The sequence below is a fragment of the Dongshaea marina genome (assembly GCF_003072645.1).
GTDB classification, from domain to species: domain Bacteria; phylum Pseudomonadota; class Gammaproteobacteria; order Enterobacterales; family Aeromonadaceae; genus Dongshaea; species Dongshaea marina.
Genome location: NZ_CP028898.1, coordinates 28,531 through 55,369, shown reverse-complemented (window position 1 = coordinate 55,369; position 26,839 = coordinate 28,531). Strand labels below are relative to the sequence as shown.

The following is a 26,839-nucleotide window of genomic DNA, read 5'->3' as shown; positions in this document are numbered from 1 at the left end:
TAGATATAACTAGTTTTGTATATATAAGGCTAGTTATATCTAGATGTGGCTAACTGTAGCCATATCTAGCAAGAGTTAGTTATCTCTAACTCCCCTCTCGCTCCAGTCTCTGACGACATGCCTCCTTTACCCACTCACTAAAGTTATCCCCACAGACTGCCTGGATGCGGGGTAGCAGCTCACCAAAACGGATTTGTTTACGATCTGCATTATCTTGCTTATAGTATTTTTTAGTACGTACTTGACTCATGGTTTTATTCCCAGTACTGTGTACGTACTAGCTTACACTAAAGAAACATGTGTTGAAAATACATGTTTGGACACAGGAGGTGTGATCGGGGAGCTTGAAAGAAAAAACAGATAAAAGAGGAATTCAGCGCTGACTGAAGGTGAGCCAACACCGACAGCCAGCTAACCCCAAACCTAGCTATGATAGGAGCGGAGCCATGGAAGATCTTACCTTCCGAGTACGGCTATGTGAAGCCGATCCCAAACTGATCGCACAATTTGCGCACATATCTCAGGTATTAACGCCCCGGCAGCGCTTGCAGTTGCTTGCAGTTGCTTGCTGTTGTTGCTGGATATGAATTATGCCATCGTACTTATCACTTAAAAAGAGCTGGGATAGCGAAAGAATAATCGGTTGAACAAACCATGGGAGTGATATCATTCGGTTAATAATTGATGCAGGGAGGCCAGGATGCTGATACTAAAAATACTGTTAAGATCAATTCGCTTTTTTGTCTTTAGCTTACTAATGATGATTAGGCTGCCAGTTATATATATTATTACCTTTGTGAGCGGTGCTATGTTTATAACTGGAATTATTGGTTTTTTGCTTCTCTGGTGTGTTTCTGGAGAGAGCTTAATAAGTGCATCCGGTATGCTTCTTGTGTCAGTTGCTGGTGTTTTATTGAGTATGCTTGCGCTGGGATATGATGCGTTGATCTTACTTCTTAAACCAGAAAACATGGAGCTTGAGCTGATTATTTGATTAATTATAAGGATGAGGAAGTTCGGGAGGGAGCTCCATGCGCCTTAATTCCTTTCCCTGCAGCTACAAATAACTCAGTCAGTACAATTAATAATATAGGAAACAATGAATGGATGATGAGATTACCCAAAAGGGATATTGGGTCCGAAAATTTCGCAAGGCAAAGAAGCCTTCCACACTCAATCAGATGGTTAGTCGTTCTATCGACCACTATCATGATCAGACACAAGTGATGGCTGCGATCTATCTGGCTGAGTGCCAGAGGACTAGAGAGCTAGAGTTTTCGATATTGCTGGATAAGTAGTTTCCGGTGACTTCAGGGTTTCTTCTGAGTACAATGATCCAGCAGTTCGTTCCCGAGTCAGGCGAGCTGTTGCATAAACAGCCCTCGATCTTCGAGGGCTTCCCAGAGTAGAAGGGGAAACTCATGATCGATCTGGATGAGATGATCGGGGAGGGGATGGATCCCGGTAGACTGGCTGATGCTATAGCCCTGGCACTATAGGGAGTCAGGAAAATATCGACCCAAGAGGCTCAGCACCTGGAGCTATTCCTCGAAAGGATCATGGATGAGTGCGAAGCGCGAGAGCATTTATCCACACAAGAGCCATCCTCGCTTAAGAGATCCTAACCTCACCACTTATTCATACCAGACATGAATAAGAAAAAGATCTTGAAAGCGTCACACGTTGACTCTATCATTTTGGTCACAAGCAAACTCTTTCAGGTTTTGATTATGCCGCGGCCAAGATTTCAGCTCACATCCACAGAAGACTCTATGCGGGCCTTTTCCTACCTTCTGGATACAAGTAAGCATCCGAGAGCGGACGAGTTCTGGGGGGATGAAACGCAATCAGGCCACTTTGATGAGCGATTCAAAGGCTTAAGGGAGATCGGTTATGAGTCCCCCCAAGAACTGAATATCTGGTGTGAATGCTATCTCAACCGGCTACAGTGGCGGCGACTTAAAACAATGCTTCGGATGAAGAGGCACCGCAAGGCGGCGCAGCCGGTCACAATATCGATCAACCAGGATGCCTATAAGATTTTGAAAGGGGTGGCAGATAAAGAGGGCTGTACTCTGTCAGAGGCAATCGAGATCCTTCACAAAGATTAACGTCACAAGCCAACTGTTTTAAAATTTAAGGGGAACAGATGAACAAGAAGCAGCTAATTGCGGCAATCGCTGCAAAATCAGAGGTGAATCAGACCCAGGCGAAAGCCGTTCTGGATGCGGCACTTTCATCCATCGAGTCTGCGCTGGCTCTTGGTGAGCGTGTTGAGCTCCCGGGGTTTGGTGCTTTCGAAGTACGAGAGCGCTCAGCGCGTGAAGGCCGAAACCCTCAAACAGGGGAGTCAATCCAGATAGCTGCAGCTAAGGTGCCAGCATTCAAGCCGGGCAAAAGCCTGAAAGACGCAGTCAATGGGTAGTGCCGTTAAGCTCATGGATGAGCTAACTCATGTTTAGAATACGACAATAGGTATGATGGCATAAGTATGTGGGAGGCAAATAATGGATCACCTGCGGGATGTTGCAGCCGAGTATCGGGAACAGTTTAACAGACAGGGCGGTGTCGTTCTGATATACGAAGATCAGGCGTATGGTTGGAAAAACTGTTTGCGGGATGCAGGGCACGAACGACCAGGCGTTTTTGCTGTTGATGAAGATGGTCATATCTTGGGGTTTTGCTGCCATTTCACCGGAAAGTTCACTCAAATGCTGAAAGCCTTTAACTTTCAGCATGTTACATATTAAAAACTAGGCGGCTAGTGGTTCATCCGGTCGTACTGGATCAAGTATAGGGTTGATGCCTTCCAGTACGCTTTCAATAGTAAAGGTTTCTTTCTGTTCAGCAAACCTGTAGTTTCCCGCGAGCTGGATATGGTTCCAGGCCACTGGGGACAGATTGGTTAGGATATCTATTGCCTGTTGATCACCTTGCTCTTCATATTTTTCAACCAGGCCGGAGAGTAGTGCTGAGTTGTAGTAAATAATGCAGTTGGCTATTAATCGCGCACAGTCATTCCACTGCTCAACCTGGTAATCATCGCCGCCCCGGAATTGGTTACCATTCACAGAAGCAATCACTCTCCTTAGCTGATGGTACGCTTCTCCTCGATTTAAAGCCTGCTGGACAAACTGCCTGAGGGTAATATTGTCAGCATACTCCAGGAGATATAGGCTCTTTATCAGCCGGTCATACTCCCGTAAAGCAACAAGGGTTTTGCTCTTCCGCTTATCATTAGCCAGCTTTTTGATGATAGTGCTTTGGCTCGTCGATTTTCGGCTTAGAGAACAGATAATATGCTGAATATTCCCCCACTCTTGCTCTATCAGCTTGCGATTGATCGGCTTACGGAGGGATATCATGAGCTTATCTCCAAAGGTTACCTCGAACATCTCTTCAAAGACCCGCTTGAACTTGGCATAGCGTGGCGCAAATTGATACCCAAAGATATCGAGGATCGCAAAGTTTACACTGTTGACCCCGTGGGTATCTGTTGCCAGCGACTTCGGTTGCACCTCAGAGCTATTGTTGTATAACAAATCAAAGGCAAAGTGCCCCTCGTACTCATTGGGTGCATTGACAGTGGCGTTTACGGGAACATGATTGACGACGAGAGTGAGAGCTGAAACTCCTTTCCCTGTCTGAAAATATTTGGCTGAGTAGCGAGCTTTGAACGTATTGATCCGGCAGCGGTGTTTTTGTCCATCAATGCTTCCAAATGGGGCCTCCTCATTGATGGTGTAGTAGCGAAAAATGGGCAGTTTGGCGATGGCGTTTGAGATAATATCGTTTGCCGCCCCGGTCGTCTCTGGCCGAATATAGGTATCGTTGACCCCCCGAAGCGAGCCAAGATTTCGATCTGAGATAGAGGCCATCCGGTGAAGCCCATAGTTTGCTCCGTTCCCAAATATGCAACCGATGAGATCCTCTTCCATCGCAGTAGCGCTCTTCTTACGGGATGCTATCGCACCGAAAGCAGAGAGATACCCTGTTTTCTGGTTGACGTAGTTCATGATCTCAATGATCCCCAGGTGTTGCGCCTGAGTGTATACAGGATTATTCAGATCTGATTTCCAGCGCTTGCTGGCTAAGCTCCAGGTTAGCCTGTTTGTTCTGGGCTGTAACTTAACAAAATCATTGGCATCAGAGCTAATACTGGAACTCACACGGATTCGGGGTTTGAAGTCCAATGGAACGAAAACGTACGCTAAGTCCATTCTTGTAGCTCAGACGGCTGTTTTAAGGGCCTGAGCTGCCCATTCAGCACCTGCTCCGCAAGGGTAAACGAGTAGTTGCCCAGCATGTTCACATGCTTATGACTGAGTGGGGATAATCTGGCTTCGTCCTCTTCTTTCACGTCCTCACCCTGTTGCCGTAAGTGATCCAGGGCAGCCTGCATGTAAATAGTGTTCCACAGCACCAGAGCATTGGTAACCAAACCCAGTGCGCCCAATTGATCTTCTTGACCCTCCCTGTACCGCTTCCGTATCTCACCGCGCTGCCCGTGGCAGATGGCACGGGCGACTGCGTGACGGCCTTCGCCACGATTCAATTGGGTCAGGATTCGGCGGCGATAGTCTTCATCATCCACATAGTTCAGCAGATACAGGGTTTTGTTGATCCGGCCTGCTTCAATAATGGCTTGTGCCAGGCTGGAAGGACGATCACTTTTCAGTAGCGATCGGATTAGCTCGGATGCCTGCACGGTACCCAGTTTGAGAGAACCGGCGATGCGCATCATGTCGTCCCAATGCTGCTCGATCTTGTACGTACTGACACAACTTCGGGCTAACTCATCCAATACACCATAGTTAGTGGTCTTGTCCACGCGCCAGAATACAGACTCACCGGCATCCGCCAGGCGCGGTGAAAACTGATAACCCAGCAGCCAAAACAGTCCAAACACCATGTCACTGGTGCCTGCAGTATCGGTCATGATCTCTACTGGGTTCAATCCAGTTTGCTGTTCCAGTAAACCTTCTAGAACAAAGATGGAGTCACGCAGCGTTCCAGGAACGACAATGCCGTGAAAGCCGGAGAATTGATCCGAGATGAAGTTGTACCAGGTAATCCCGCGGCTAGAGCCAAAGTATTTCCGGTTCGGTCCGGCATTGAGGGTTCGGATGGGAGTGACAAACCGCATGCCGTCGGCGGAAGCCACCTCACCACCGCCCCATTTTCTGGCCAAGGTCAAAGTGGATTGGTAGTCCACAAGTTTGGCGTTGGCCTTCACCAACGTTTCGGCCCGCAGGTAATTTTGCTTGACCCAATTCAACCGATGCCGGGTTAACGCAGGCACCTGGTGCTTGATCAAAGGCTCCAGACCAATGTTGCAGGCCTCCGCCAATAGGACCGCGCAAACACTTACGGCTAGGTCCTCGGCGCGGGCGTTTGATTCGCTGACATGGGTAAACTCGTCGGCGAAACCGGTATGGGCATGGATCTCCAGCAGCAGCTCCGTAAGATCCACGCTGGGAAGTAAGGCTTCAACCTGTTGGGATAACAAGGTTAGACTGGGTGGCTCATCGAGCTTGTCAAAGTGGGTAATCGTTAGTGTGGGCCGTTTGCCTGACAGATCCAGCTCAACCGTCTTGTTGTCATCAAAGTTCTCGGCTACCTGCTTGTAAGTTGCGTCCAGTTGGCGCACCAGGCCATCAATGGCTTCCTTGGGGTTCAGTGGGTGACCAAGTGACCGGCAGACCTGAATTCGGTTGACCTGCCATTCAGTGCCTTGCAACAGCTTGGCCCTCGGATCACCCCAGCGATCACTGTTCTCGACGTAGACATCTCGGCGGCGCAGACTGTCTTGCAGCCTATCAAGAAAGCACAGTGTATAACCTCGTTTGGTCACCCGCTCTTCTTTGTCAAACACTAGGCGCTTCCAGGGGTTGGATACGATATCCAGCGGAGCATCTTCCAATAGCTGCTTACGCGATTCTAGCAAGCCAGCAAGATATTGATGGGCTTCCAGAGTAGCTTTGCCTGCCGGAGCTGCTTTGAATTCAATATCACGCAGTAATTTCGGCAAGAAGCGTCGGACCCGGCCATACTGTTCAACCATTTCATCCTGAAAGTTATCGTCGTATGGACGGGCAAGTTCATGGACGGTGGCAATGGATTCTTCCAGTTTTTCACGTGGCATTCTGGCAAAGATTGCTGATCTCAGCAGCTCGTCCTGCATACTTTCATTGAGTATCAGGGCACAAACCTTCGCCAGGGCCATCGCGGATTTATCCAGATCTTTCAGCGTCCTCAGCCGCTTTTTCTGACCCAGCTTTTTTGCCTCAGCGGCGATATAGGTGATCAGTAAATCCAGCACATCCAGGGCCTCATCGAGAGCGATAGTCTCATACGCCTTGGTGAAGGCCACCAAAATTGCGGTGCGTTTACTCTCCGGCATGCGGGCTATTTTGTGCATGGAAATCATTCCTGCGTGGCGGGCGATGTTTTTGAAACGCACAGGCGGAATGCCAGTAAAATCTAAGCCCCGCATGCCGAAGGCCCTCAGCTCCTGATAACGGTTAACTGCTTCGTTAAAAGCAGGTCCGCTGATGGTGACTGGCCCTTTGCGGTAGCGGTCAAAGCGGGAGGTTCTTGATCCCTCCGGGATTTGGAGCAACGTCTCAAGCTTGACGGTTTGCTCCGGAGTTGGCAACTCCGACAACCGTTGCCATAATCGATTAGTGGCCCGTTCGCGCACTTCGGAAATCAAGCGCGTCAATGTGGAAGCTCCGGGCAAAAGGATTTTATTCTGGATGAGCCAGCCGGTGGCCAGATCGAAAAGCAGGCTGGGCCTCTCGTTACTGATCCAGCTGCGCGTGTAGAGCAAACGGCTTAATCGAAACGACCACGGCCACGTGAATTCCCGATATTGGTATTGACTCCGGATCAATGCAGTGTGTTCCCTCCGAGTAGTCTCCCGTTGTGCATAGGTAGACAATATCGCGACATCAGTAAGTCCAAGCTGTCGGGCAACAAACCATTGGGCGTTGCCCGGCACCAGTGACAGATCGGAGAGGAAGGATCCCAGAAATCGAACGCAGCCCATCTGCAAAGCGACACCGAAACGGTTTTGATTACCGCGCCGCTTATTGATAAAGGCAAGGTCGACTTCATCCAGGTGAAAGTAACGGGCCAACTGGACTTCATTTGGCTCGCCCGAGAATTGGCCATAGCTGGCTTTCTGTTCTGAGGTCAAAAAATCGACGGGCATGAGACTCCCCAAGTAAAGCTGGTCAGAATGAGAATGGCTTCAGTGTCTAATAATTTATAACTTTGTAGACATCATAAAGTGGGACGAATAGACTGTCTATTAATTCGTAAAAACCAACTTAATAGACGGCTTTTCTATTATTCGATTTAGGAGACGTTTCTATGAGACTTTTTGGGTATGCACGCGTCTCAACTAGTCAGCAGTCGCTTGATGCACAAATCACAGCTCTTAAGGCCGAGGGTGTTCGAGCAAATAGAATTTTTACCGACAAAGAATCCGGTAGCCATGTGAATAGGCAAGGCCTTGAAATGCTCCGATTAAAAGTAGAGGAAGGAGATGTTGTCCTGGTAAAAAAACTGGACCGCTTAGGCCGTGATACAGCAGACATGATCCAGTTAATCAAAGAGTTTGACAGCATGAAGGTCCCCATCAGATTTCTAGATGATGGAATTAGCACTGAAGGATCTATGGGAAAGATGGTCGTTACTATTCTATCTGCTGTAGCTCAAGCTGAAGGTCAGCGTATCCTAGAGCGTACAAATGAGGGACGGCTAGAGGCTAAAGCTAGAGGAGTGCGATTTGGTCGCAAGCCAACAGTAGATCGACCGAGGGTTAAAGAACTGCACGAGGCAGGTATGGGGGCCTCAGCGATAGCTAAAACCTTGGGTATAGGTCGCTCAACGGTGTACAAGGTACTAAGTAGCTCTTAGCTGATAATAATCACTGATTATCCAGGGAGAGGGTAATGATAATCGACATAGTCAAAATAATTATTATGGTCACCATCGCTGCGATTGGCTGGATCGTCGCTCATTACTTTACGTCCCGGAGGGATATAAGGAGCAAGAGAAGAGATCTCTCTACCGAGTACTTGATACAAGCATATCGAACACTAACTAATGATGTCTCTCATCGAGAGTCTACAAATGAAAATAGAGTTGCACTAGAAGAGACACTGTCAGATATACAGTTGTTTGGATCCGAAGAGCAAATATCTATGGCCCATAAATTGGCCGATGATGTTGCAAATGGTGGTTCGTTTGAGCTTGATCCATTAATTAACTCTCTACGAATGGATCTGCGGAAACAGCTAGCCCTGCCTCCAGTCAAGGGAAACGTGAAGTGGCTCAGGTTCAGCGGCCATCCTTAGCGTACGTTTTCGTTCCATTGGACTTCAAACCCCGATTCGAAGAGAATTAAGCTTTGAATCCAACTCATCCAGGGTGGCATGTATGGGAGTAATCAGGCGCTCCAACCCTGTTTTCAATACCAAGTCTGCTCGATCTTTATCCCAAATGTCTTCGGGGATCAGATCATCCTTCAGGCGCTGACTTTGCTCACTTTCACTGATATAAACCCTGTCACTGTCGAGCATCGCAACCACTCGGCTGTATAAATAAAACTCGAAGCGCTTCAGATTAACCTGACCTTCCTGGATAAGGCTGGGCCGATCAGATGGTTTGATAAGCCGTTTATCAGCATGCTTTAACTTCCCTTTCTTGAGCTCATTCTTCGCTGTAGAGAGCTGTTGTGAAAGCAGAGTTAATCCTGCTATGCACTCGATATCAAGAGCAAGAAATAGCTTACGCAGAGAGCCTGATATTTTACGGGATTGCTGATCAGTGTACTCCCACCGATAGGCAGAGCGATCAAAGTCATTCTTATCCAGATGATGGCTGATCATCTGGATATCCTGCTCCGAGATGAGATCGAAAGCTTGTTGCCGTACATCTCCAAATGGAGTGGTATCTTCAACCTTACTATCCACAAACAGGCGCAGAACACTGCCTGCATACTTGAGCTTAGTGCGGATCACCTCAAGCTCCTCTGCAACCTTTTTATTGGCGTAGTCCTTGGCTGAATTATTATGCTTTTTTACCAGGCTGGAAAATGCGATAACCAGCTTGTCATTGGTCTCCCGGTAACGAAAATACAGATAACAGCTCAGGTATAGGAGGCCTTGCCATTTTGGGGCTCTCCGTAGCTTAGTGATGGAACGATGCTTAACTATCGAGGCATAGTAAGCCAGGTTTCCTCTGGATAGTTTCAGGGCACCAATTAGCTCCTTAAGCTCAGGGTAGATCTCCTTAATCACTTGATGCGTATGTAACTCCCGATCAAGTTCTGAGGGAGTGATTCCCCTTGCTGAACCCTTGTATCCAGATAGGCTGTTGAGAAGGCCTCTGCTATTCATAATTTTCAGCAGACAGCTTTCAACTGACTCCGATATCATCTGCGATAAGACTTGCTCGGTTCGTTGCCGCTCATCACTCAATGCTTCTGTTATTAGTGCCTGAATCGTTGTGTATCCAGGTAAAGCGATACGTCGCTGACTGAAAAATGCCAGACTTTCGTCAAATATATACCTTGGGTCTGTGGTGATCGTTGCTACATCTCTAAGCCGGCACATCAACTCACCCTGTCCCTCATTACTGAGAATCTTGAACCCAAGTAGAGATATCACTTGATTAACCAGCTTGTGCCGGGTGCTTTTAGCCAGTGGAATGAGTGCCGGCTTACGGCCGGCAAAGTAGGCGTGACAGATATACTTCACATCTTGCCTGACTTCTCTCAGATGAAATTTGGGGATCACAGGCTTGGCACGGAAGTAGCCAAGCAGAAGGATGAAATAGATCCTGGTTTCAAGTTTGTCCATGGAGCTGACAATGGCCTGGATATTGTCATCCAGGCCAAAATACTCTTCTCGCTCCGATTGGTTGAATTCCGGCAGTTTGTATAAATCATCGATCTCATCGGAGGTTAGGATCTGGATTCGGCTCTGTCGCCTTGAAGACATGGCACATCTCTGAAAGTTAAAGCGAGGTATCTTATCAGATGGTGGTATTTGGGTACTCCCTAATGCGACCAGGTAAACAGGAGGGCTAATCACTTAATAAGACCACCTAAATGCGATAACCTACTGTGACACTACTTAAATGCGACGAGCTGGGTAAAAAATGTTCATTCGTGCCTATTTGAGAGCGTCTACCGACGAGCAAGACTCCGAGCGCGCCAGACAATCCCTGGATGAGTTTGTAAACAGCAATAATCAGAAGATTGCAAGCTATTACATTGAAAATCAAAGTGGTGCCGTTCTGGATCGTCCGGAGCTTCAGAGGTTATTACGCGACACTCAAAAAAATGACGTACTGCTCGTTGAGCAGATAGACCGATTGACTCGGTTAAATGATAGCGACTGGAAATCTCTGAAAAAGATGATAGATGAAAGGGGGCTAAGGATTGTCAGCCTCGACATCCCAACCTCTTGGACAGCTCTTGAGAGCCAGAGGATCCACGGCGATGATCCCGTCACAAAAGCTGTCCTTGCCGCCATCAATAATATGCTTATTGATCTGATGGCGGCAATGGCAAGGAAAGACTACCTGACCAGGCAGTCTCGCCAAAAACAGGGGATTATTCGGGCAAAATCCCTTGGGAAATACCAGGGGAGAGCTCCCGATACAGAGAGACACCAAAAAGTCATATATTACCGCCGGGTAAAAAAGTTGAGCATCACTGAAACAGCTGATGCAACAGGGTATAGCCGGTCACAGGTATGCCGAATTCAAAAAAAGCATGAACTCGACTCGGTAAAATGAGCCTCATAAGGGTCTACAATGGCGTCTAAAGCAGTGGTATTCTGGAGCGGTACAAAGGAAGTCATATCTGATTAGGGAGACAGAAATGAAAGGGACCAAAGGTTTTACCATTGTAGAGCTGGTGATCGTTGTGGTTGTTCTTGGGATACTGGCCACTGCTGGAACTTACTATACCACTCGCTCAGTCGATAATGCACGCAACGCGGTTGTCAAAGAGACATACAATCAACTTCAGCGGAGTACAGCCCTGGTTCATGTCCTGGCTATCTCCGAAGGGCAAACAGCCGCTAAGGGAACAATTGATATGGATGGAGATACCCTGGGGTTAGCCTATGGATATCCATCCGCGACAGTTAGTAAAGGAAATACCAAAGGGATTGATTACCTTGTGGGAGTCAACCTGGAAGATTGGAACGTCAAGGCATCTGGCCATAAGGTGACCCTGGCCCCCAAGGCCGTCTCTGCTGCTACAGCTAAAACCTGCACCATTACTTATACCGCGGCAACAAGCAGGCAAAAGGCTGCAGTTTCTATCCCAAATCCTCTCGTATGTAGCTGATAAAAGCCCCGAAAGGGGCTTTCTGGCTTGTTTCTTGCTCAATTTTTCACAGCGCACCTGATTGAGAACAAAATAAATGAATTCATTGAAATGGGATACACATTATAAGGCCTCTTTTGAATCACCTGATATTGGGGATTCCGTTTGGCTTAGCGCTGACAGCGAGAGCATCTGTTGCCTAGTCGATATTATTGAGAAGAAAGAAGAAAACCTTATCGGTAAGGTTGTCTCAGTGATCCCTGGACTTCTAAGTCGCTATAACAGCCCAGCTTCTATGCCGATGATCTCGCAGGGAGAGCAAGTGAGCTTCAGGATCCACAATATTCAGGAATAAGGAAGCCATTTGTTTAAGCAGTGCGCAATGTGTCAACACCGGTGGGAAACCCGAGCCGATTTTCTGGATGATCCACAGATCAAGCTAAATGGCTATAAGGCAGACTTTGAAAGGCTTGAGCATGGCCTGTTTTTGTTCACGCACCATAGAAGTGGGTGCAACTCAACATTGGCCATTGAAGTGTCAGATTTTAGGGACCTCTATACCGGGGTAGTCTACCCTGATAGAAAAAGAGGTGGCTCAGACTGCCCTCTCTATTGTCAGGATGAAAACCAGTTAAACCGGTGTGAAGCTTTCTGTGAGTGCGCTTATGTCCGGGAGATTATAAGCATAATTTCCTCAAAGAGTCCCGGAAACTAAGCAAGATAACTACTCAGGTCACAGCGTATACAGCATCATTCGCAGACTGGAGACCATGCGGGGTACTGTGATGAATAAAAATAATTATACCCTCGACACTTGCTGCAATAGAACGAAGGTAAGAGATCTGCTAGAAGAGCAGAGGTGCTGGATGTCTATTGCGGAGGTTGCAGAGACAACAGGTCTCACTGCTCAGCAAGCATCAAAGACCCTTCACGAGCTATACAGCCTCAGTATGTCATTCGACAAGAAACAGGTTGGGATGGTGATATTTTATCGCGCAGCTATAACAAATAAGCTTTGGCGACAGGTTATGAGCAGGCCAATCCTGGTTGATGCCAGCTCTTCCCCAAGGTCACTCGTAGGACATAGCCATGAGAAAATATAATCAAGCTTTGCTTCTTTTATTATTAGCTTCAAGTTACACCGTAAAGGCCGGTGCAGATGATTTATCTACTTGTCCACGCGGTGTTGATGTGTTGTATCATGAGCGAGTCCCATATATGGAGAAGAGAGCCGATGGTATTGTAGGATTAGTAGCAACACCTGCGGCAAAAGCATTTAGCTCCCTGGATATCAAGGTATACTGGAAAGAAGTTCCACCCAAAAGGCAGCTATTGAGAGTAAAAAGCAATGAATCATGCACTTGTGCTTTAGGTTGGTTTAAGAACTCGCAAAGAGAAGTATTTGCAAAATACAGTTCTCCAATTTATAGAGATAAGCCTCAGGTTGCCCTAATTAAGTCAAGTAATAGCCGGTTTTCAGATGGCACACAGCTCAAGGACACGTTGTTGAATCATGATCTGAAACTTCTTATGAGAGATGGATACTCTTATGGAAGTTATATTGATAAGCTCATTGATAAAACAAGGCCTGCTATCAAGAAGGTTTCTTATGACAACTTGAAAATGTTAGAGCTTATTTATTATAGACGATATGATTATTTTTTTATTTCCCCGGAAGAGATAAAAACACTTATTAAGCATTCATCATTCCAGGTTAATGACTTCAAAAGCATTAGCTTCAGCGATATCCCAAGCGGAGAAAACAGATATATCATCTGCAGTCAAAAGGTACCAGACAAGCTCATGAAAGAGCTTGATGAATCCTTAGTTCACAATAAACACTAAAAAGGTTAACGCTATAGGGTGCGCCATGGGACTTAAAAAGAGCTAACGCCAGTCGTACTTGGGATATCAGATATCGATAAAGAGCATCAAAGAATGTTCAATATCATTGGTGGCTTCAATAACCTTGACTGCTCTGACCTAAACATCAGGGAGAAGCTATTTTTTCTTCTTGGCAGACTGGATGAGTATGCAGCCTACCACTTCGCTACAGAGGAGGAATATTTTTTATCGCATGGTTACCCTGATTCAGAAGATCATATACATGAACACCACTATTACATAGATACATGTCAACTACTATATCGAGATTGCTATAAATGCAAGAGTAAAGAGGATTACCAGGTGTTTATTGGTAGAATGGAGTCATTTCTTATTCGTTGGTGGTTCCACCATATCTCAGAGAAAGATGTTGAGTATGCAAGTTTTATCAAGAATAAAAAATAACAGTCACTATAATCGTGGCCATGGGTCTCACCACGGCCATAAATTTGAAGAGAACAGTCTAAAGCTTACGCGCCCTTCGATCTTCCTTCAAATATACTAAAGTTTGCTGGAGAACATCGCTGACCATTGATTCAAACTCATGAGTTTCTCTATCAGTCATGTGTGACATGGCATCGACTCTGCAACAAATGTATTTTGAAGGTAGCTTGTTGAGCGCAATACAGCACAAGTCATCTATGAGAAATGAGTCGCACTCAGACTCAAGGCCCATTTTATCTATTTGGCGCATAACAAAACCTCGGTTAGATTGTGTATATTTTCATTAAGTTTCATATAGCTACCCTTAAGTTAAATTATTCTTAGATTTCTGGATGCATCACAAAACTTGTCTCTCAGGGTAAGGTACAGTTTTTTTTGATAGTGGGCACGCTGATACTTATCGGAGTACAATTGACACCTGTAGGTAAAGAGTTTCTTAGCCTCTGAGCGGCAGTTCCGGTATTTAATGCTTCCGTGATCATGGTTATAACATACAGAATCAAGAATGATTCGAGATTTCCTCTCTTTCCATTGGACAGGAAGGCCTCTCGAACTTGCTGCCATAGCCTCTGCAGAGAGAAAAATCAGAGTCAAGAACACAAGTAGAAATTTCATGGCGTTAACCTTAATGCTGGGCTTAGTTTAAGGCTAGAAGAGCTTCGAGCGAAGCTCAAGAGCAAATTTTGTGAGGTGCCGAGGATGAATACCTAAGTTCGATGCCTATATGTGTGTATGAAAGCTCTCATATAGGCATCGATCGAAAACGCCAAGCTAACAGATCTAGCTCTCAAAAAACCTCATTTGTGAGATTGGGGAGGTAGCTATTCAGGGGGGTATGTGACGATCATCCCGGCTCCGCATTTTGGGCTTGATGGATCCTTTTTAGATGCCACGCTGGCTGCATGAAAAAAAACCTGGTCAGAAGGCTTGCATCAGCCAAAGAGCAATCGAAGTTGCTCAGCAACTTGTTTTTGAGCTTCACCATAGGCTGGCTGAGCTCGAAGAACGGCTGGCCAGGAATCCACAAACTCATCAAATCCTTCTGTGATGCCCCCTATAAAAAGCCGAAGACATCGGAATGATGAGACGAGAAAGAAAAAGTCTTCCAAAAAGAGAGAAGGACAACCGGGTCACAAAGGGCACCCACCGGGAGAATTTATCGAGATATCAAAGGATTACCTTCTTCTAAAAGCATTGATCTATGAGGTGTTGTATAAATCCTCCGGCAGTACATAGACCATATCCCACTGCTTACTAATATAGGTTGGGTTTACCATCTCATTAAAATAGGGAAATGAATCATGTTTAAAAAAGCGTCTTTATTAACAGTTTTACTAATGGCATCTTCTTGCTATGCAGCTTCTGGCACCAAGGCCGTATTATCAATCCCAGATAGCTATAAGGCTGATATAACGATCTCTAACTCACTAAGTTACCCTATTACAATTCAGCTCAACGATGAGCTGCTAGGTATTGGTAGCCACTCGTCTTTATACCGCCGTGAAGATATTTCAAGTGCACATGATAAAACACCAATATTTAGTTTTATCTCTAGAGCCCTAACTCAAGGAGGAGGGATGGACTATCGAAAGGTTTCTGTTTATCAGAATGTAAAAATGGGAAATATCAAAGGAATGTACTGTAAAAACAAGAACTATTTATCATTTGGTGACAAAACAATATCAGTTGAATACCCATATAATATGATGTCCTGCACTGCATCAAAAAATACGCGTGTGATTTTAGCTGGGGATGCAGGTGATCTTTCCATATCTGTCATTATCAAATAGTAACAAGGGTGCAATCAGGCACCCGAGCTGTCTATGCATCCGCAGATGCAGCAGGATTATTGGCTCCGTTGCAAAAAATGAGCTCGGGTAGGACTACCTCATGTGGGGTAGTCTTAGAAGATAAACTGGCGTTGTACCAGGTATGCTTAATCTGCGCTCCCCCACCATACAACCAAGATCCCAGCAGCTCCTTTCTGAACATTCGCATCACCTCAAACCCTTTGAACATGGCATAAGCGGTCCGTTTGGATTGAAATTCACGGGCCGGTTTGAGTAGCCGTTTTAGTTTGCCATGATCCTATTCAATTGTGAGCACACTCTTTGTAAGCTCACGATCGTGCTATCTGGCTGATGCGTCAAATGAGAGAGTCACTTGGGCATGATTTATGCTGGTAAGCTCTATGATCGTCAAAGAGTGAGGGCGTATGGCATACAAACCTCTGGATGTTCCGTTATCAACTCTCGATGAATGGCAGGAGATGTTGAATGTTCTGGCAGAGCTACTCCAGGTGCCAGCAGCCTTGATTATGAGGCTTACTGAGGAAGATATTGAGGTCTTTGTTTCAAGTGAGAGCGAGGGAAACCCCTATCACCCGGGAGATCACGAGCACTTCAGTGAGTCTGGACTGTACTGTGAGTATGTAATTAAAACGGGGGATGCACTCTATGTTGGAAGCGCTTTGGACAGTGAGAGGTGGAGAGATAATCCTGATATCAAGCTCAATATGATCGCTTATCTGGGGTTGCCCCTCCTACTTCCTGATAGGACCCCCTTCGGGACGATATGCGTCCTGGATAGCAAAGTGAATCATTTTTCAGAGGTTTGTGAGCGACTCATGCATAGCATGAAGAAAGTTATTCAGGGGCATCTGGAGCTCATCGCAGCTAATCAGGAGTTAGGTGACCAAAATAGGACGCTCTCAGACTACATTGAGGAGGTGAAGGTATTGAGAGGGATTATTCCAATCTGCTGTTGCTGCATGCGTATTATCGCGATGGCGATCACCGAATAATATGATGTCGATCACCTCAACATCCCGTCTCACAGACTGGGTTATTTTTTACCCTGAGTGATCGGCATCCGTCAACTCTGCGGTGATTTTTCTCATCGATTCTCCGCATAATTCTACACGGATCGCTCCATGAACCAGACGATCCAGGATCGCATCCGCATGGGTTGATTCACCGATCATTGTGTGCCAGTGCTCCAGCGGAAGCTGGCTGCCGATCAGTGTGGCTCCGTGACCATGGCGAGCATCGATTAACTCCAGTAGATCGCTACGCTGAAGCGCATTCAGCGACTCCAGTCCCCAGTCATCGAGGATCAGAAGCGGCGTGTTTCTCAACTGAACCATCAGCTTTCGATAGCTGCCATCAGCCTGAGCCAGCTGCAGTTGCTCCAGCAGCTCTTTAAACCGGAAGTAGCGAACCCCGAGTCCCTGCAGACAGAAGTGATGGCCCAGGGCGCAGGCCAGATAGGTTTTCCCGCACCCGGTCGCCCCGGTCAGGATCAGAGTCTGCCCCAGGCTAAGCCAGTATCCTCTGCCAGTGAGCGGATCTGGGCTCTATGCAAGCCGCGATCACTTCGATAATCCAGTTGCTCCAGATTTGCCTGCAGCCGGAATCGGGCCTGCTTGATAAGGCGCTCGATCCGCCGCTGAGACCGATCCGTCAGCTCCTGCTCCAGCAGCAGGCTGAGTCGCTCTTCGAACCCGAGTTCCTGGTAGTGCCCGGGTTGCTGATGTTGCCTTTCCAGGGCATCCCGGATACCACTTAGTTTCAGCTCCCGAAGTTGCTGTTTGAGTTGTTCTGTCATCTTTGATCCTTAGTGATAGTAGCCTGAGCCACGGATATTGAGGTGAGTGAGCTCCGCCAGACGATCCGGCTGAGTTTCGGGCAGTGGCTGGCCATCCAGCCCCTTTTCCAGGATGGAGCGGATCCCTTTCTGATAGTAAACGCCCGTTCGGTCTGCTCGCTGGCAGGCCGCTTCTAAGCGGGGGCGTCCATATCGCTTTTCCAGGTTGAGGATCCCAAGGCTGGCCCGATATCCAAGCTCCGGGTGGGACTTTCGGTAGAGCAGCTGTTTGATCACCGCAAGCGTGGAGGGGCCTATCTCCTGAGCCCAGTTCAGAAAGCGTCCCGGGGTCCATTGCATCTGCTTTTGGTGTGCGACCGGCATATGATCGGGGTGGGTGGTTTGCCCTCCCTGCTGATAGCTGCGTGGATGTGTCGCGACACAGCGACCACCATGATAGATCCGTACCAGGTTGTCGCAGATATGCGCTTCAAGCTTGCGTTTGAGCAGGGTATAGGGAACCGAGTAGTAGTGCTTGTCGAGCTCGATGTGATAGTCGATATGAACCCGAACCGCCTTCACCCGGGTGAACTGATAGGGGTTTTGAGGCAGCGATTTGAGCACCGGTTTGTCTAGCAATTCAAACTGTGATTTACGGCTTCCCGGCAGCTTCTTGAACGGGCGATTGTTCAACTCGGTGAGCAGAGCCCCGATCCGCTGGTTTAGCTGAGCCAGACTGAAGAAGGTCTCATGGCGCAGTTTTGCCAGGATCCAGCGCTCAACGATCTGCACGCCCACCTCAGCCTTGGCTTTATCTTTGGGCTTGTAAGGACGGGCAGGAAGCACTGCAACACCATAGTGTGCAGCCAGCTGCTGATAGGTAGGATTGAGATCTGGCTCGTAGCGACACGCTCTACTGACTCCGCTTTTGAGATTATCCGGAACGATCATCTCTGGTACTCCCCCCAGAAATTCGAAGGCCCGTTTATGGCTCATCACCCAGTCTTCCAGCCCCTGACTCAAGGTTGCATCGGCGTAGGTGTAGCTGGATGCACCCATCACAGCGACAAAGATCTGAGCCCGACGCTCCTCCCCAGTCCTCGGATCCACGATGGGCACGGTTGGACCGCAGTAATCAACAAACAGTTTTTCACCGGCTTTATGGCTCTGACGCATTGAGGGAGACTGGCATTTACGCCACTCACGATAACGCATGCAGTAATGGTTATAGCTGTAGTGGTTCTTGGGATGTCGCTCAGCATACTCCTCCCACAGGAGTTGTAGCGTCATCCCTTTGCGTCTGAGCTCCTGATGGGCCACGGCCCAATCCGGCAGAGGAGGTGTCTGACGAACCGTGATCCGGGTCTCAAGGAACTCACGGCGCAGCCGCTCTTCATCCCACTCAGCAGGCAGAGGCCATTGGCATAGCCCCATCTGTTGGGCCCTTTTGCAGTAATTGGACACAGTCGACGGAGACACAGACAGGCTGCTTGCGATCTGGCGGTGACTCAGGCCGCCTTGGTACTTGAGTCTGAGGATCTCTTTGAGTTTTCGCATGGTGATATGCACCGTTGGCATGGCTGGCTCTCCGCTCGAGGTCAAACAGAGAGCATAGCCGGTTAAAAAAACACCTGCGAAACGGGAGTTGAAATGAATAACATTTCGGTCGGGACTGCATAATATTCATGCCGATCACCCAATAATATAAAACTCAAAAGTGATCGCCATCGATATTATTGAGCGATCGCGATCGATATTATTCAGTGATCGCTATCGATCTTATTGGGTGATCGCGATGGACCAAAAAACGCATGCTGCAAAAGCATCAGGGATCCTGAAGGAAAATGGCAGCAGCTGGAATCATATATATCAAAGCATTCAGAGACTGAATTCAGTCATACATTTTGCCCAAGCTGTTTTGAGGAGAGATATGGGGAGGTATGAGAACGCTATATTGATATGATAGGATGAGCCTGGCTATGGTTCCATGCCAGGCTCGGTGTTGTGAAGTCATGACTTGGAGCTAAGCAGGGAAGCAGCAGTTCGAATCGTGTTTGAACCCGCTCAGGAAGTTTTGGGGGTGGATCTGCCCCGGCCAGGCTGATATTCGTAGAGCACAACCGGCTGCGGATCCCATTCGCTACTGCGGTAAACCCACATATAGGATTGGCTGACCGCTTCACGTCCCGGCTCATCCAGCACCTGAAGCTGAGTCTCATCCGCGCACAGCATCGACTGTGCCAGCCAAGCGCCCGCCAGGTAACCTCCCCACATAGGTTTTAAATACCATATGGGTGCCGTATGGTTACCTTTCTGTCTATAATCTACGGATGACCCGACGCTCTACCTTCGAATCCGACAACCATAGACCACTCAATCGACTCCTCAAAAAAGATCGTGCCTTTGCCCGCTACTGTGAAGATCAGGGCGATAACCTGCGTGCCGCTGAAATCGAAAACGTAACCAAAGCTCTGGTCTGTGGCACCTGCGTGCTGGGCAGTAAGGCGATGACCTGCCCCAACGGTTGCGCGGTCAATGACCGAATTATCGGCTTCTCCTGCAACGGGAAGTTCTGTCCGCGCTGCGGCGTCAAACGCACCAATCAGTGGATGGAAACCCAAAATGCCATCCTGCCCGATTGTGACTATCAACACGCCGTGTTTACCCTGCCAGAAGAGATCTGCCAACTGTTCCTCCCCAATGAGAATCGCTGGCTGCTCAACTGCCTCAGTCGTTGCGCCGCAGAGGTGTTACTGAGTCTGGCGAAGAAGAGAGGTCTGACGGTTGGGATCTTTACCGCCATCCATACCTTCGGTCGCAGCCTCAACTGGCATAACCATATCCATGCTTCCGTCACCGCCGGAGGGCTCAATGCCCACGGCAAATGGGTGAAGGTGACCTTTAAGCTGATGCAACCCTGGAAGAAGGCGATAGCCAAACTGCTGCGCAAATATCATCGGGAGTTGGTGATCCCCGACGCTCTTCAGGGGTTGTTTGGCAGCGATGAGCTGCTGGAGCGTTACCTGAGTCGGCAACTTCCCCCATCCACCTACTGGCACACTTATATCGCTCACAAAACCAAAGGCAGCCGTCGCACTGCCGGTTATCTGGGCCGCTATGTGCGCCGACCACCCATCGCAGCCTCCCGGCTGCGCCACTACAACGGTGATGGCAATCTCATCTTCAACTACCTGGATCACCGCAGTGCTCAGCGGGTCCGGGAGGTGGTCACACCTTATGAGATGGTGTGCCGGATGCTACGCCATATCCACGAAAAACACTTCCGCACCATCCGGTATTACGGGTTCCTCAGTAACCGCATCAGAGGGCAAAAGCTTCCCCTGGTCTACAGCGCTCTGGATGATCATCCGCAGATCCCCTTCCATGTCACCCACGCCTCCCTGGCAAAAGCATATCTAGGCTCAGACCCCTATCACTGCAGCTGTTGTGGCGCCCGGCTGCGCTTCAAAGCTCTCTATCCCGGGTTTACGGTGAAGAAGCTCATGGATCACTGGAAATCCTTCGCGCAGGATCGACAGGTGGTTGCCTGAGCACAGGGAAGATCCGTCTTACGTAGGGATATCTGAGCAAACCTTATACGATTCGTTGGTTTTACAGCCACTACATCAGCAGACAGTTTGGATTATCGCAGCTCCCTGCCCTCGATCATCCTTAGGTAAGCCATCTGAGGGGGGCTTTGAAATTCCTAAACTTGAACCATGGTTACAGTTGCTCGAACTCATCATCTTCTCCTGAACTTTCTTTGTTGTTATTTCAGTGAGATGGGTTGGCTACTGCTTCCGATGCCAATTTTTTGTCTCTACGCACAATTATTAAGCAGCTCTCATGCCAGAAGCTCAGACTCTATCACTAAGCTGATTTGGCGGGAGCGGGAGCAGAGGTGTAGTGGATGAATACCTAAGTTCGATGCCTATATGAGAGCTCTTGAAGCTCTCATATAGGCATCGAAAACGCCAAGCTAACAGATCTAGCTCCCAAAAAACTTAATTGTGAGATTGGAGAGACCGTATATGTTACCAGTTCCACTCGGTTCCCTCCCAGTTGCTGTTCTTGTTTTTGATCAAACACGCTGATCCAGACGTAACCAATGTTCTGTCCTATCATGGTCTCTCTTTAAAGGAGCTAGTGTAGGCGCTATAAGCTTTGCTATCGGCTGCCAACAGATACAAATTAAGACTTTAATCCCCGTGGGTCTAATTCCCAGCCGCTTGCGGCGAAGTAACTAGGTGTTTGACTAACCAAATACCCCGCTTCGCGAAGCGAAGGCGAGCCTAAGCGAGAGGGCTTGCCTCGGGGATTATTTATTTTGACGCAGTTAGCATCAGATGTCTGACACCATCTTGGGGTATAGTTCGACCTTACATGCTTATCTCTGCGCATGCGGCATGACAGAATAGATTGCTTAAACATGGCATATGCTATATTGTTATTATATGGCATATGCTCACAACGTTAACTGGGAAGCTTTATGCCAAGACTTAAGATAAAGAGAAAAATTTGCGGACAAGCTGCATACTGCTGCTTTAAACCCAATCGGATCCCGATGTCTCAGCTTCAGAAAGAGGAGCTTCTAGCTGATGAGTTTGAAGCGATTCGGCTGGTCGATATGCTTGGGATGCAGCAACAACAGGCAGCTGCGCAAATGGGTGTTTCACGCCAAACGTTAGCCAATATTCTCAAAGTAGCTCGATTCAAAGTGATCGATTGCCTGGCTCACGGGAAGGCTTTAATGATGCAATCAAGTCATGAGGAAAGTGAAGATGATCGCAATACCAGTCAATAACCAAAAATTACCTGCCGGGCATTTTTCTAAAGCCCCCCAGATTCTGATTTATAATCCAGAGATGGATGAAAGCCACTGTTTTACAAATCCTGCGGCATCGGAGGGGTGCCAAGGTAAGCAAGAGCTCATCGAGTTACTGAAACGTGAAAAGGTGGGTATCGTGTGTGTCCGAAACATTGGTGAAAAAATGCTTGGTCGCCTGTTGGATTTAAATTTATCAATTCACCATATTCAGCCAGGAACACAAAACGCTAAAGCTATATATGAAGAAGCCAAAAAAACACCTCAGTTGCTGACATCTGCAGAGCAAGGGCGTCCCTCGATTAATCATCTGCGTAAGCAACAAAATGGAGGTTGTGGTTGTAACCATAAGCATGGCTCTGCTGATAAAAAGAGGTGTTGTGGGAAGGGGGCAGACCACTCACACGCCCTCGCTTCAAATAAAGGATGTTGCTGTCAGGGAAAACGTCATGCCTGACTCTGCCACATCTTATCAGCAGTGCTGTGATAGTCATCAGAATTGTTTGATTTGCGGGGATGCGAATCCAGCCTCACTAAGACTTAATTTCTCTTTGTTAGGTGATGGATCAGTGCATACGCTCTTTCATCCATCAGAGATCTTGCAGGGGTATCCACAACAGCTCCATGGAGGGATAGTCAGTTCACTTCTCGATTCAGCAATGGTTCATTGTCTTTTCCACCAAGGGATCCAAGCTGTTACAGCCGATATGAAAATCCGTTTTGTCAGCCCAATCTTAGTGAATTCAGAGGTAGAGGTAATGGGGCAACTAATTTCGACCCGCCGGAATATTTTTGATATGCGGGCAGACATAAGGCTTGAAGGAAAAACCCATGCCTGGGCAAGCGCTAAATTTGTCCGGCTAAGAAAATAAAGAGACGAATATGGAGAATCCTGATGCAGGGGAAAGTGGCCGCCTTACGTAAACTAGGCCTTAGGGATCGGAGTATCTGGAAACTAATGGTCACTTGTGGTGCAACACAGCTCAGTTACGTTCAATTTTCGAAACAGCTTCATCAAGCTGAGTTATCCCATATGAGACAACCTATAAACGTGGTTCAAGATATCAACCACTTATATGCTCTTCTCAAAGAAGAGCTGATACAGCAGGTCAATAAATTTAATCTTCACAGGGAAAAGCTGACAATCAACTGCCAGGCACTTAGCTCAGTTGATGCAATTGGCTTCCCTGCTCATCAGGATTATCCCATTGTCCGAGGCCACGAAAAAATGATCGAGGCGGATTTTCTGGGAAGCAGAGGACAGGCGTTCACGGACCACTATCAAAACAGCGAGTATTCGCTTCAGCAACTTCTTGAGCTACCACTGGAGACCAACCGCCAGAGAGCTGATTTTATTGCTGCACTAAATGCAGTATATCGGCATCTGAAGCAATGTGATAGGACTGTGCATTGTAAAAATGATGAGCTAGCCCTGTGTGGTCAGCAGGTCGTTAATGCCGTTGAAGCAGATCAAAATATTTTGCTAATAGGCCTGCAACCACGGCTTCTGGAGAATTTATCGCGTCGTCAGCTTGTTCGGGTTATAGATCTCGACCCGGCAAATATCGGGCAGAGGAAATATGGGATTACCATCGAAGGTGAATCACAAACCGATGCAGCGATCGAGTGGTGTGATCAGATCATGGCGACCGGTTCAACCCTTGTGAATGGCACTATTTGCCACTTTCTACAATCGAACAAACCGGTCACTTTTTTCGGTGTAACAATCTCGGCAGCAGCCAGGATACTGAAGCTAAACCATTACTGCGTCTGTGGGCATTGACAAGAGCGGTGACCACCTTTGAATTCCTGGATAAAATAACGTACTGACATCACAAGTAAAAAGCAGGCAAATAACATTCGTAAGGCGTGGTTAGGGAGAAGGTTGGAGCAGTACGCGCCAACCACTGCACCCAGCAGTGCTGGGATGAGCATAAGGCGTATCGCCCAGGGATCAAGGGCTTTATGTTTTTTATTGATCAGGGTTGCCGTACCGGTAATAAATACCATCGTAATCAACGAGATCAGTACGGCCTGATGCATAGGCAACCCGAGCAAAATCACAAAGAAAGGTACGATCACCAACCCACAGCCAACACCAAGTAACGTAGCCACAAAACCGACTAAAAATCCGTAAGGCATTAGTAAATAGAAGGCTGAAAAAGGCAGTACCTGATGGATATATTGGAATAGTAGCATCGGCGCATTCCCCACCTGCAGCATTTTGATCCCGGCAATGAAGATGAAGATAGCAAATAGTAAACGGATCCACTTTGCATTGATTCTCTGTACATGCTGGCCACCAAACCAAGCCCCAACCATGCAGGCAGGGATAAATAGGTAGAAATAGTGAGCTGGAGGCAGTTTGTCGATAAAAATAAAATTAGCGATACTGCCCACCACGACAATAGGAAAGATGGTAGCCAGAGATGTGCTCGCTGCCTTCCTGAAGTCCAGTTTAAAGAAGCTGACCAGAGCGGGAACCAAAAGGCATCCCCCACCGACCCCGAGTCCTGCACTAAAAAATGCAACTAACAATCCCAAAATAATAAAACCCATACATCACCTCCATTCCAGATACTTATGATTATGTTCTCTTCTATAACAGGCCTACAGAGAGCTGGAAATTTAACGTTCTATTTAAAGCGTTCGTCAGATAATGTTTGATGTGGATTCATTCCCTGCAGATACCACCCATCACGAGTCCCTTGAATATTATCGAAAGCCTGTATGTAAGGTTTGACATCTATAATTGGAGTGCCATTCAGCAGATCCAGGCCTCGAACGTGCAGGATATTTCCCTCGCGGCGTTCTAACTGGACAATACTGAGGCCCAGCGGATTAGGGCGTTTGGGAGATCGAGTAGCAAAAACTCCCCGCTCTTGAGTATCAAGGAACGGTTTCACCTTGAGGTTGTGGCCCCTGCTGCGATGCAGGTGAAATAGTAAATAAATATGGGAGAATCCCTCAATATCCTGTAGTCCCTCGGCGTAATCCTGAAAAATTTCAATTTTCCCGCAGGACTCAGAGATCCCATAACCCTGTAGAGGGACACCCTCTACAGACTCAAACCCTGTAACTGCCTTGCCTATTTCAGAAAACTTAATCATTTGGTTCTTATCGAAGTTACATCGTGGTGGATATCTTACCTATTGAAATGAGCATATGCCACATAAGATGGGCGGTATTCCGAATAATTCTAAATGAGATAAGCTATGAATGGCTTTATGATGAACTTTGCCGGTGGAGAAATATTGATATTATTCAATGCGTTATGCCATTTTCACTGAGTTCTTTTGGAATTGATACTTTGCTCCTAGCCCAGAGGGGCAAGGGCTTCAAAGGGGGCTAGTGACGAACCGTACTTTAAGTCAAAGAACCCCAAGGTGAAAGGTCGATGGATGTATCTCTACCAGGTGATCACCAAGGAAGGAAAAATACTATTCAACATGTTGTATTTAAAGGAGTTTTAGCGTTTGAGTGAACTTGTCGATGAAATGGCATCCAAACCCCATCTTCGAAGCTCAAGGTGGTGACGACTACAGCGGATCTTGCGCCTGGGTGTGTGTTGATTAAGTCAGGCTACGCAAGCTCGTGAGCAGGTGACGGAGGACCGGGCCTTACAGTGTAATGAAATTAAATCCCCAGATGCATCGGAACGAAGAACTATGATTAGCCCTGAAGCTTAGCGCGACTTTCCGCCCCATTGGGCTTCAAGCAGCCCTAAAAGTTGACGGCTATCGCAGCAACCCGGTCACATCCACTCCGGTAAAGGGCGAAATGACATCCTAACAATAAAGTGTAGGCTTGTGACGTTTTCATTTTCTGATCATTGGACTCATCCAACTACTGATAATCTAGCGCAAATCACCGCTTATCGATAGTATATTGGGATTCGGATAGAATGGAGATGAATTCATGAGGATAGAAAAAGCATATTCCGAAGATCTTAAATGCTGCATAACCTCTGCCGAAGCAGACTCTAGGTATTCTAGAGGCGAAATTGAATCTAAATTCAATTTCCAGTGCCCTGACACGCACTGCTCAGCTGAAATAACTTGTGCTAATCTCGATAAGCCCAAAGAGAAAAGGAAAAGAGATCCGTATTATAAAGTAGTAAGCAAACATAGTGATAACTGCTTAATAGGATTAGAGACTGAGAAGAAAAAAATAAAAAATAAATACGCTTCTGATATCTATTCAGATGAAGATGTATTCTATGATAATGCAATCAGAATCAATCTACGCCCTCCCAGCGAAAGAAAACCAGAATCAAATCCTGACGACATGGAAGAGCAGCACACAGCCCAAGGAGAAAGGAGAAGTGATTGCGAAAGGAGAGGAAAAAGGGGTATAAGAAGAAGTAAAACTCTTCCATCGATAATTGATACATATAATTCAGGTTCTAATGAATTAATACAGCTTCCCCATATTGGAAAAATTCATATAAACGATCTTTTTGTAGAAATAAATAACCAACATCTATCTGATTTTGTAGATGAATTTAGAATTCTACTATGGTAAAGCATGGATAAATAAGGTTGAATGAGGCTACTCATTTGTCTTTTGTAACTCAATTGATGACCATGGAAAAAACAAGCGACCATCAGCATACCTCAACTCAAAAGACCTGGAGAAAACCACATTTCGTAAATTTAATAAAGAAAAACTTGATGCTCAGGTAGATAGAAGACCAAGAATGGTATATCTATTATCAGAGACCGGACCATCTATAAATAAAAGAGGCT

The 26,839-nt window shown here is 47.1% G+C and carries 27 protein-coding genes and 4 pseudogenes; 20 read left to right on the top strand and 11 right to left on the bottom strand.

Annotated features, from left to right (window positions below; translation table 11 throughout):
- Positions 1-85: 85 nt before the first annotated feature.
- Positions 86-250, bottom strand: coding sequence for a DUF3950 domain-containing protein (locus DB847_RS23965; RefSeq protein ID WP_108653141.1), 165 nt, complete (start codon positions 248-250; stop codon positions 86-88).
- Positions 251-700: 450 nt separating this feature from the next.
- On the opposite strand from DB847_RS23965, the gene DB847_RS23960 reads away from it, so the two are divergent.
- The 5 genes from DB847_RS23960 (at position 701) to DB847_RS25245 (ending at position 2,750) form a co-directional block, all read left to right on the top strand.
- Positions 701-994: a hypothetical protein gene (locus tag DB847_RS23960; protein ID WP_108653140.1), complete on the top strand. Its 294-nt coding sequence runs from the start codon at positions 701-703 to the stop codon at positions 992-994.
- Positions 995-1,103: 109 nt separating this feature from the next.
- A complete protein-coding gene (locus tag DB847_RS23955) occupies positions 1,104-1,298 on the top strand; it encodes a hypothetical protein (RefSeq protein ID WP_108653139.1) in 195 nt (64 codons plus the stop codon).
- 474 nt (positions 1,299-1,772) lie between these two features.
- Complete coding sequence (locus DB847_RS23950) at positions 1,773-2,111, top strand: hypothetical protein (RefSeq protein WP_108653138.1); 339 nt, start codon at positions 1,773-1,775, stop codon at positions 2,109-2,111.
- A gap of 38 nt (positions 2,112-2,149) precedes the next feature.
- The gene (locus DB847_RS23945; protein ID WP_108653137.1) at positions 2,150-2,425 is read left to right on the top strand and encodes an HU family DNA-binding protein; all 276 of its coding nucleotides are present in this window, start codon (positions 2,150-2,152) and stop codon (positions 2,423-2,425) included.
- Between the two features lie 82 nt (positions 2,426-2,507).
- Positions 2,508-2,750: a hypothetical protein gene (locus tag DB847_RS25245; protein WP_199911898.1), complete on the top strand. Its 243-nt coding sequence runs from the start codon at positions 2,508-2,510 to the stop codon at positions 2,748-2,750.
- A 3-nt stretch (positions 2,751-2,753) separates the two neighbouring features.
- Here the strand turns inward: DB847_RS25245 and DB847_RS23935 are convergent.
- Both DB847_RS23935 and DB847_RS23930 read right to left on the bottom strand, forming a co-directional pair.
- Positions 2,754-4,172: pseudogene (locus tag DB847_RS23935) on the bottom strand (transposase); the annotation flags it as partial.
- A 38-nt stretch (positions 4,173-4,210) separates the two neighbouring features.
- Complete coding sequence (locus DB847_RS23930; RefSeq protein WP_108653136.1) at positions 4,211-7,216, bottom strand: Tn3 family transposase; 3,006 nt, start codon at positions 7,214-7,216, stop codon at positions 4,211-4,213.
- A gap of 161 nt (positions 7,217-7,377) precedes the next feature.
- Between DB847_RS23930 and DB847_RS23925 the strand changes: the two genes are divergently transcribed.
- Both DB847_RS23925 and DB847_RS23920 read left to right on the top strand, forming a co-directional pair.
- Positions 7,378-7,926, top strand: coding sequence for a recombinase family protein (locus tag DB847_RS23925; protein WP_108653135.1), 549 nt, complete (start codon positions 7,378-7,380; stop codon positions 7,924-7,926).
- Between the two features lie 35 nt (positions 7,927-7,961).
- The gene (locus tag DB847_RS23920; protein WP_108653134.1) at positions 7,962-8,366 is read left to right on the top strand and encodes a hypothetical protein; all 405 of its coding nucleotides are present in this window, start codon (positions 7,962-7,964) and stop codon (positions 8,364-8,366) included.
- A 24-nt stretch (positions 8,367-8,390) separates the two neighbouring features.
- On the opposite strand, the gene DB847_RS23915 is transcribed toward DB847_RS23920, so the two are convergent.
- Positions 8,391-10,013, bottom strand: coding sequence for a DUF4158 domain-containing protein (locus DB847_RS23915; protein WP_108653133.1), 1,623 nt, complete (start codon positions 10,011-10,013; stop codon positions 8,391-8,393).
- Positions 10,014-10,173: 160 nt separating this feature from the next.
- On the opposite strand from DB847_RS23915, the gene DB847_RS23910 reads away from it, so the two are divergent.
- The 5 genes from DB847_RS23910 to DB847_RS26815 all read left to right on the top strand — a co-directional run bounded on the left by DB847_RS23910 (position 10,174) and on the right by DB847_RS26815 (position 13,642).
- Positions 10,174-10,815 (top strand): recombinase family protein, encoded by a 642-nt coding sequence (locus DB847_RS23910; protein WP_108653132.1) that lies wholly within the window; start codon positions 10,174-10,176, stop codon positions 10,813-10,815.
- Positions 10,816-10,900: 85 nt separating this feature from the next.
- Entirely contained in the window at positions 10,901-11,374 is a 474-nt protein-coding gene (locus tag DB847_RS23905; RefSeq protein WP_108653131.1) for a prepilin-type N-terminal cleavage/methylation domain-containing protein, read from the top strand.
- A gap of 76 nt (positions 11,375-11,450) precedes the next feature.
- Positions 11,451-11,708 carry a hypothetical protein gene (locus tag DB847_RS23900; RefSeq protein WP_108653130.1) on the top strand — a complete coding sequence of 86 codons (258 nt, stop codon included), beginning with the start codon at positions 11,451-11,453 and terminating at the stop codon, positions 11,706-11,708.
- A gap of 734 nt (positions 11,709-12,442) precedes the next feature.
- A complete protein-coding gene (locus tag DB847_RS23885) occupies positions 12,443-13,198 on the top strand; it encodes a hypothetical protein (protein WP_159084841.1) in 756 nt (251 codons plus the stop codon).
- A 93-nt stretch (positions 13,199-13,291) separates the two neighbouring features.
- The gene (locus tag DB847_RS26815) at positions 13,292-13,642 is read left to right on the top strand and encodes a bacteriohemerythrin (RefSeq protein ID WP_108653126.1); all 351 of its coding nucleotides are present in this window, start codon (positions 13,292-13,294) and stop codon (positions 13,640-13,642) included.
- 58 nt (positions 13,643-13,700) lie between these two features.
- On the opposite strand, the gene DB847_RS26810 is transcribed toward DB847_RS26815, so the two are convergent.
- On the bottom strand, positions 13,701-13,913 hold the full coding sequence (locus tag DB847_RS26810) for a late competence development ComFB family protein (protein ID WP_407644474.1): 213 nt from the start codon (positions 13,911-13,913) through the stop codon (positions 13,701-13,703).
- A 1,069-nt stretch (positions 13,914-14,982) separates the two neighbouring features.
- Here DB847_RS26810 and DB847_RS24630 point away from each other — a divergent pair.
- The gene (locus DB847_RS24630; RefSeq protein ID WP_159084840.1) at positions 14,983-15,471 is read left to right on the top strand and encodes a hypothetical protein; all 489 of its coding nucleotides are present in this window, start codon (positions 14,983-14,985) and stop codon (positions 15,469-15,471) included.
- Between the two features lie 31 nt (positions 15,472-15,502).
- Here the strand turns inward: DB847_RS24630 and DB847_RS25870 are convergent.
- Positions 15,503-15,769: pseudogene (locus tag DB847_RS25870) on the bottom strand (hypothetical protein); the annotation flags it as partial.
- 127 nt (positions 15,770-15,896) lie between these two features.
- On the opposite strand from DB847_RS25870, the gene DB847_RS23850 reads away from it, so the two are divergent.
- Positions 15,897-16,484: a GAF domain-containing protein gene (locus tag DB847_RS23850; RefSeq protein ID WP_108653120.1), complete on the top strand. Its 588-nt coding sequence runs from the start codon at positions 15,897-15,899 to the stop codon at positions 16,482-16,484.
- A gap of 48 nt (positions 16,485-16,532) precedes the next feature.
- On the opposite strand, the pseudogene istB reads toward DB847_RS23850, so the two are convergent.
- From istB to DB847_RS23835, 3 genes and pseudogenes are all read right to left on the bottom strand, one after another.
- Positions 16,533-17,287 (bottom strand): annotated as a pseudogene (gene istB / locus DB847_RS23845) (IS21-like element helper ATPase IstB).
- A gap of 9 nt (positions 17,288-17,296) precedes the next feature.
- The gene (gene istA, locus DB847_RS23840; protein WP_108649425.1) at positions 17,297-18,844 is read right to left on the bottom strand and encodes an IS21 family transposase; all 1,548 of its coding nucleotides are present in this window, start codon (positions 18,842-18,844) and stop codon (positions 17,297-17,299) included.
- 475 nt (positions 18,845-19,319) lie between these two features.
- A pseudogene (locus DB847_RS23835) lies at positions 19,320-19,510 on the bottom strand (IS66 family transposase); the annotation flags it as partial.
- 86 nt (positions 19,511-19,596) lie between these two features.
- Here DB847_RS23835 and DB847_RS23830 point away from each other — a divergent pair.
- The 5 genes from DB847_RS23830 to DB847_RS23810 all read left to right on the top strand — a co-directional run bounded on the left by DB847_RS23830 (position 19,597) and on the right by DB847_RS23810 (position 23,874).
- Complete coding sequence (locus DB847_RS23830; RefSeq protein ID WP_108653118.1) at positions 19,597-20,817, top strand: IS91 family transposase; 1,221 nt, start codon at positions 19,597-19,599, stop codon at positions 20,815-20,817.
- A 938-nt stretch (positions 20,818-21,755) separates the two neighbouring features.
- Complete coding sequence (locus tag DB847_RS23825) at positions 21,756-22,070, top strand: DUF134 domain-containing protein (protein ID WP_108653117.1); 315 nt, start codon at positions 21,756-21,758, stop codon at positions 22,068-22,070.
- Positions 22,048-22,548 (top strand): NifB/NifX family molybdenum-iron cluster-binding protein, encoded by a 501-nt coding sequence (locus tag DB847_RS23820; protein WP_159084839.1) that lies wholly within the window; start codon positions 22,048-22,050, stop codon positions 22,546-22,548. Before DB847_RS23825 ends, DB847_RS23820 begins: the two co-directional genes overlap by 23 nt.
- On the top strand, positions 22,541-22,963 hold the full coding sequence (locus tag DB847_RS23815) for a PaaI family thioesterase (RefSeq protein WP_159084838.1): 423 nt from the start codon (positions 22,541-22,543) through the stop codon (positions 22,961-22,963). The genes DB847_RS23820 and DB847_RS23815 overlap by 8 nt, the downstream gene beginning before the upstream one ends.
- A gap of 23 nt (positions 22,964-22,986) precedes the next feature.
- Positions 22,987-23,874 (top strand): Rossmann-like domain-containing protein, encoded by an 888-nt coding sequence (locus DB847_RS23810; RefSeq protein ID WP_108653114.1) that lies wholly within the window; start codon positions 22,987-22,989, stop codon positions 23,872-23,874.
- Here DB847_RS23810 and DB847_RS23805 read toward each other — a convergent pair.
- Together DB847_RS23805 and tsaA are read right to left on the bottom strand one after the other, a co-directional pair.
- Positions 23,853-24,650 carry a sulfite exporter TauE/SafE family protein gene (locus tag DB847_RS23805; protein WP_108653113.1) on the bottom strand — a complete coding sequence of 266 codons (798 nt, stop codon included), beginning with the start codon at positions 24,648-24,650 and terminating at the stop codon, positions 23,853-23,855. The genes DB847_RS23810 and DB847_RS23805 overlap by 22 nt on opposite strands.
- Positions 24,651-24,727: 77 nt before the next feature.
- Positions 24,728-25,201: a tRNA (N6-threonylcarbamoyladenosine(37)-N6)-methyltransferase TrmO gene (gene tsaA, locus DB847_RS23800; RefSeq protein ID WP_108653112.1), complete on the bottom strand. Its 474-nt coding sequence runs from the start codon at positions 25,199-25,201 to the stop codon at positions 24,728-24,730.
- A gap of 808 nt (positions 25,202-26,009) precedes the next feature.
- Here tsaA and DB847_RS23795 point away from each other — a divergent pair.
- Positions 26,010-26,615: a hypothetical protein gene (locus DB847_RS23795; protein WP_108653111.1), complete on the top strand. Its 606-nt coding sequence runs from the start codon at positions 26,010-26,012 to the stop codon at positions 26,613-26,615.
- Positions 26,616-26,839 lie beyond the last annotated feature (224 nt).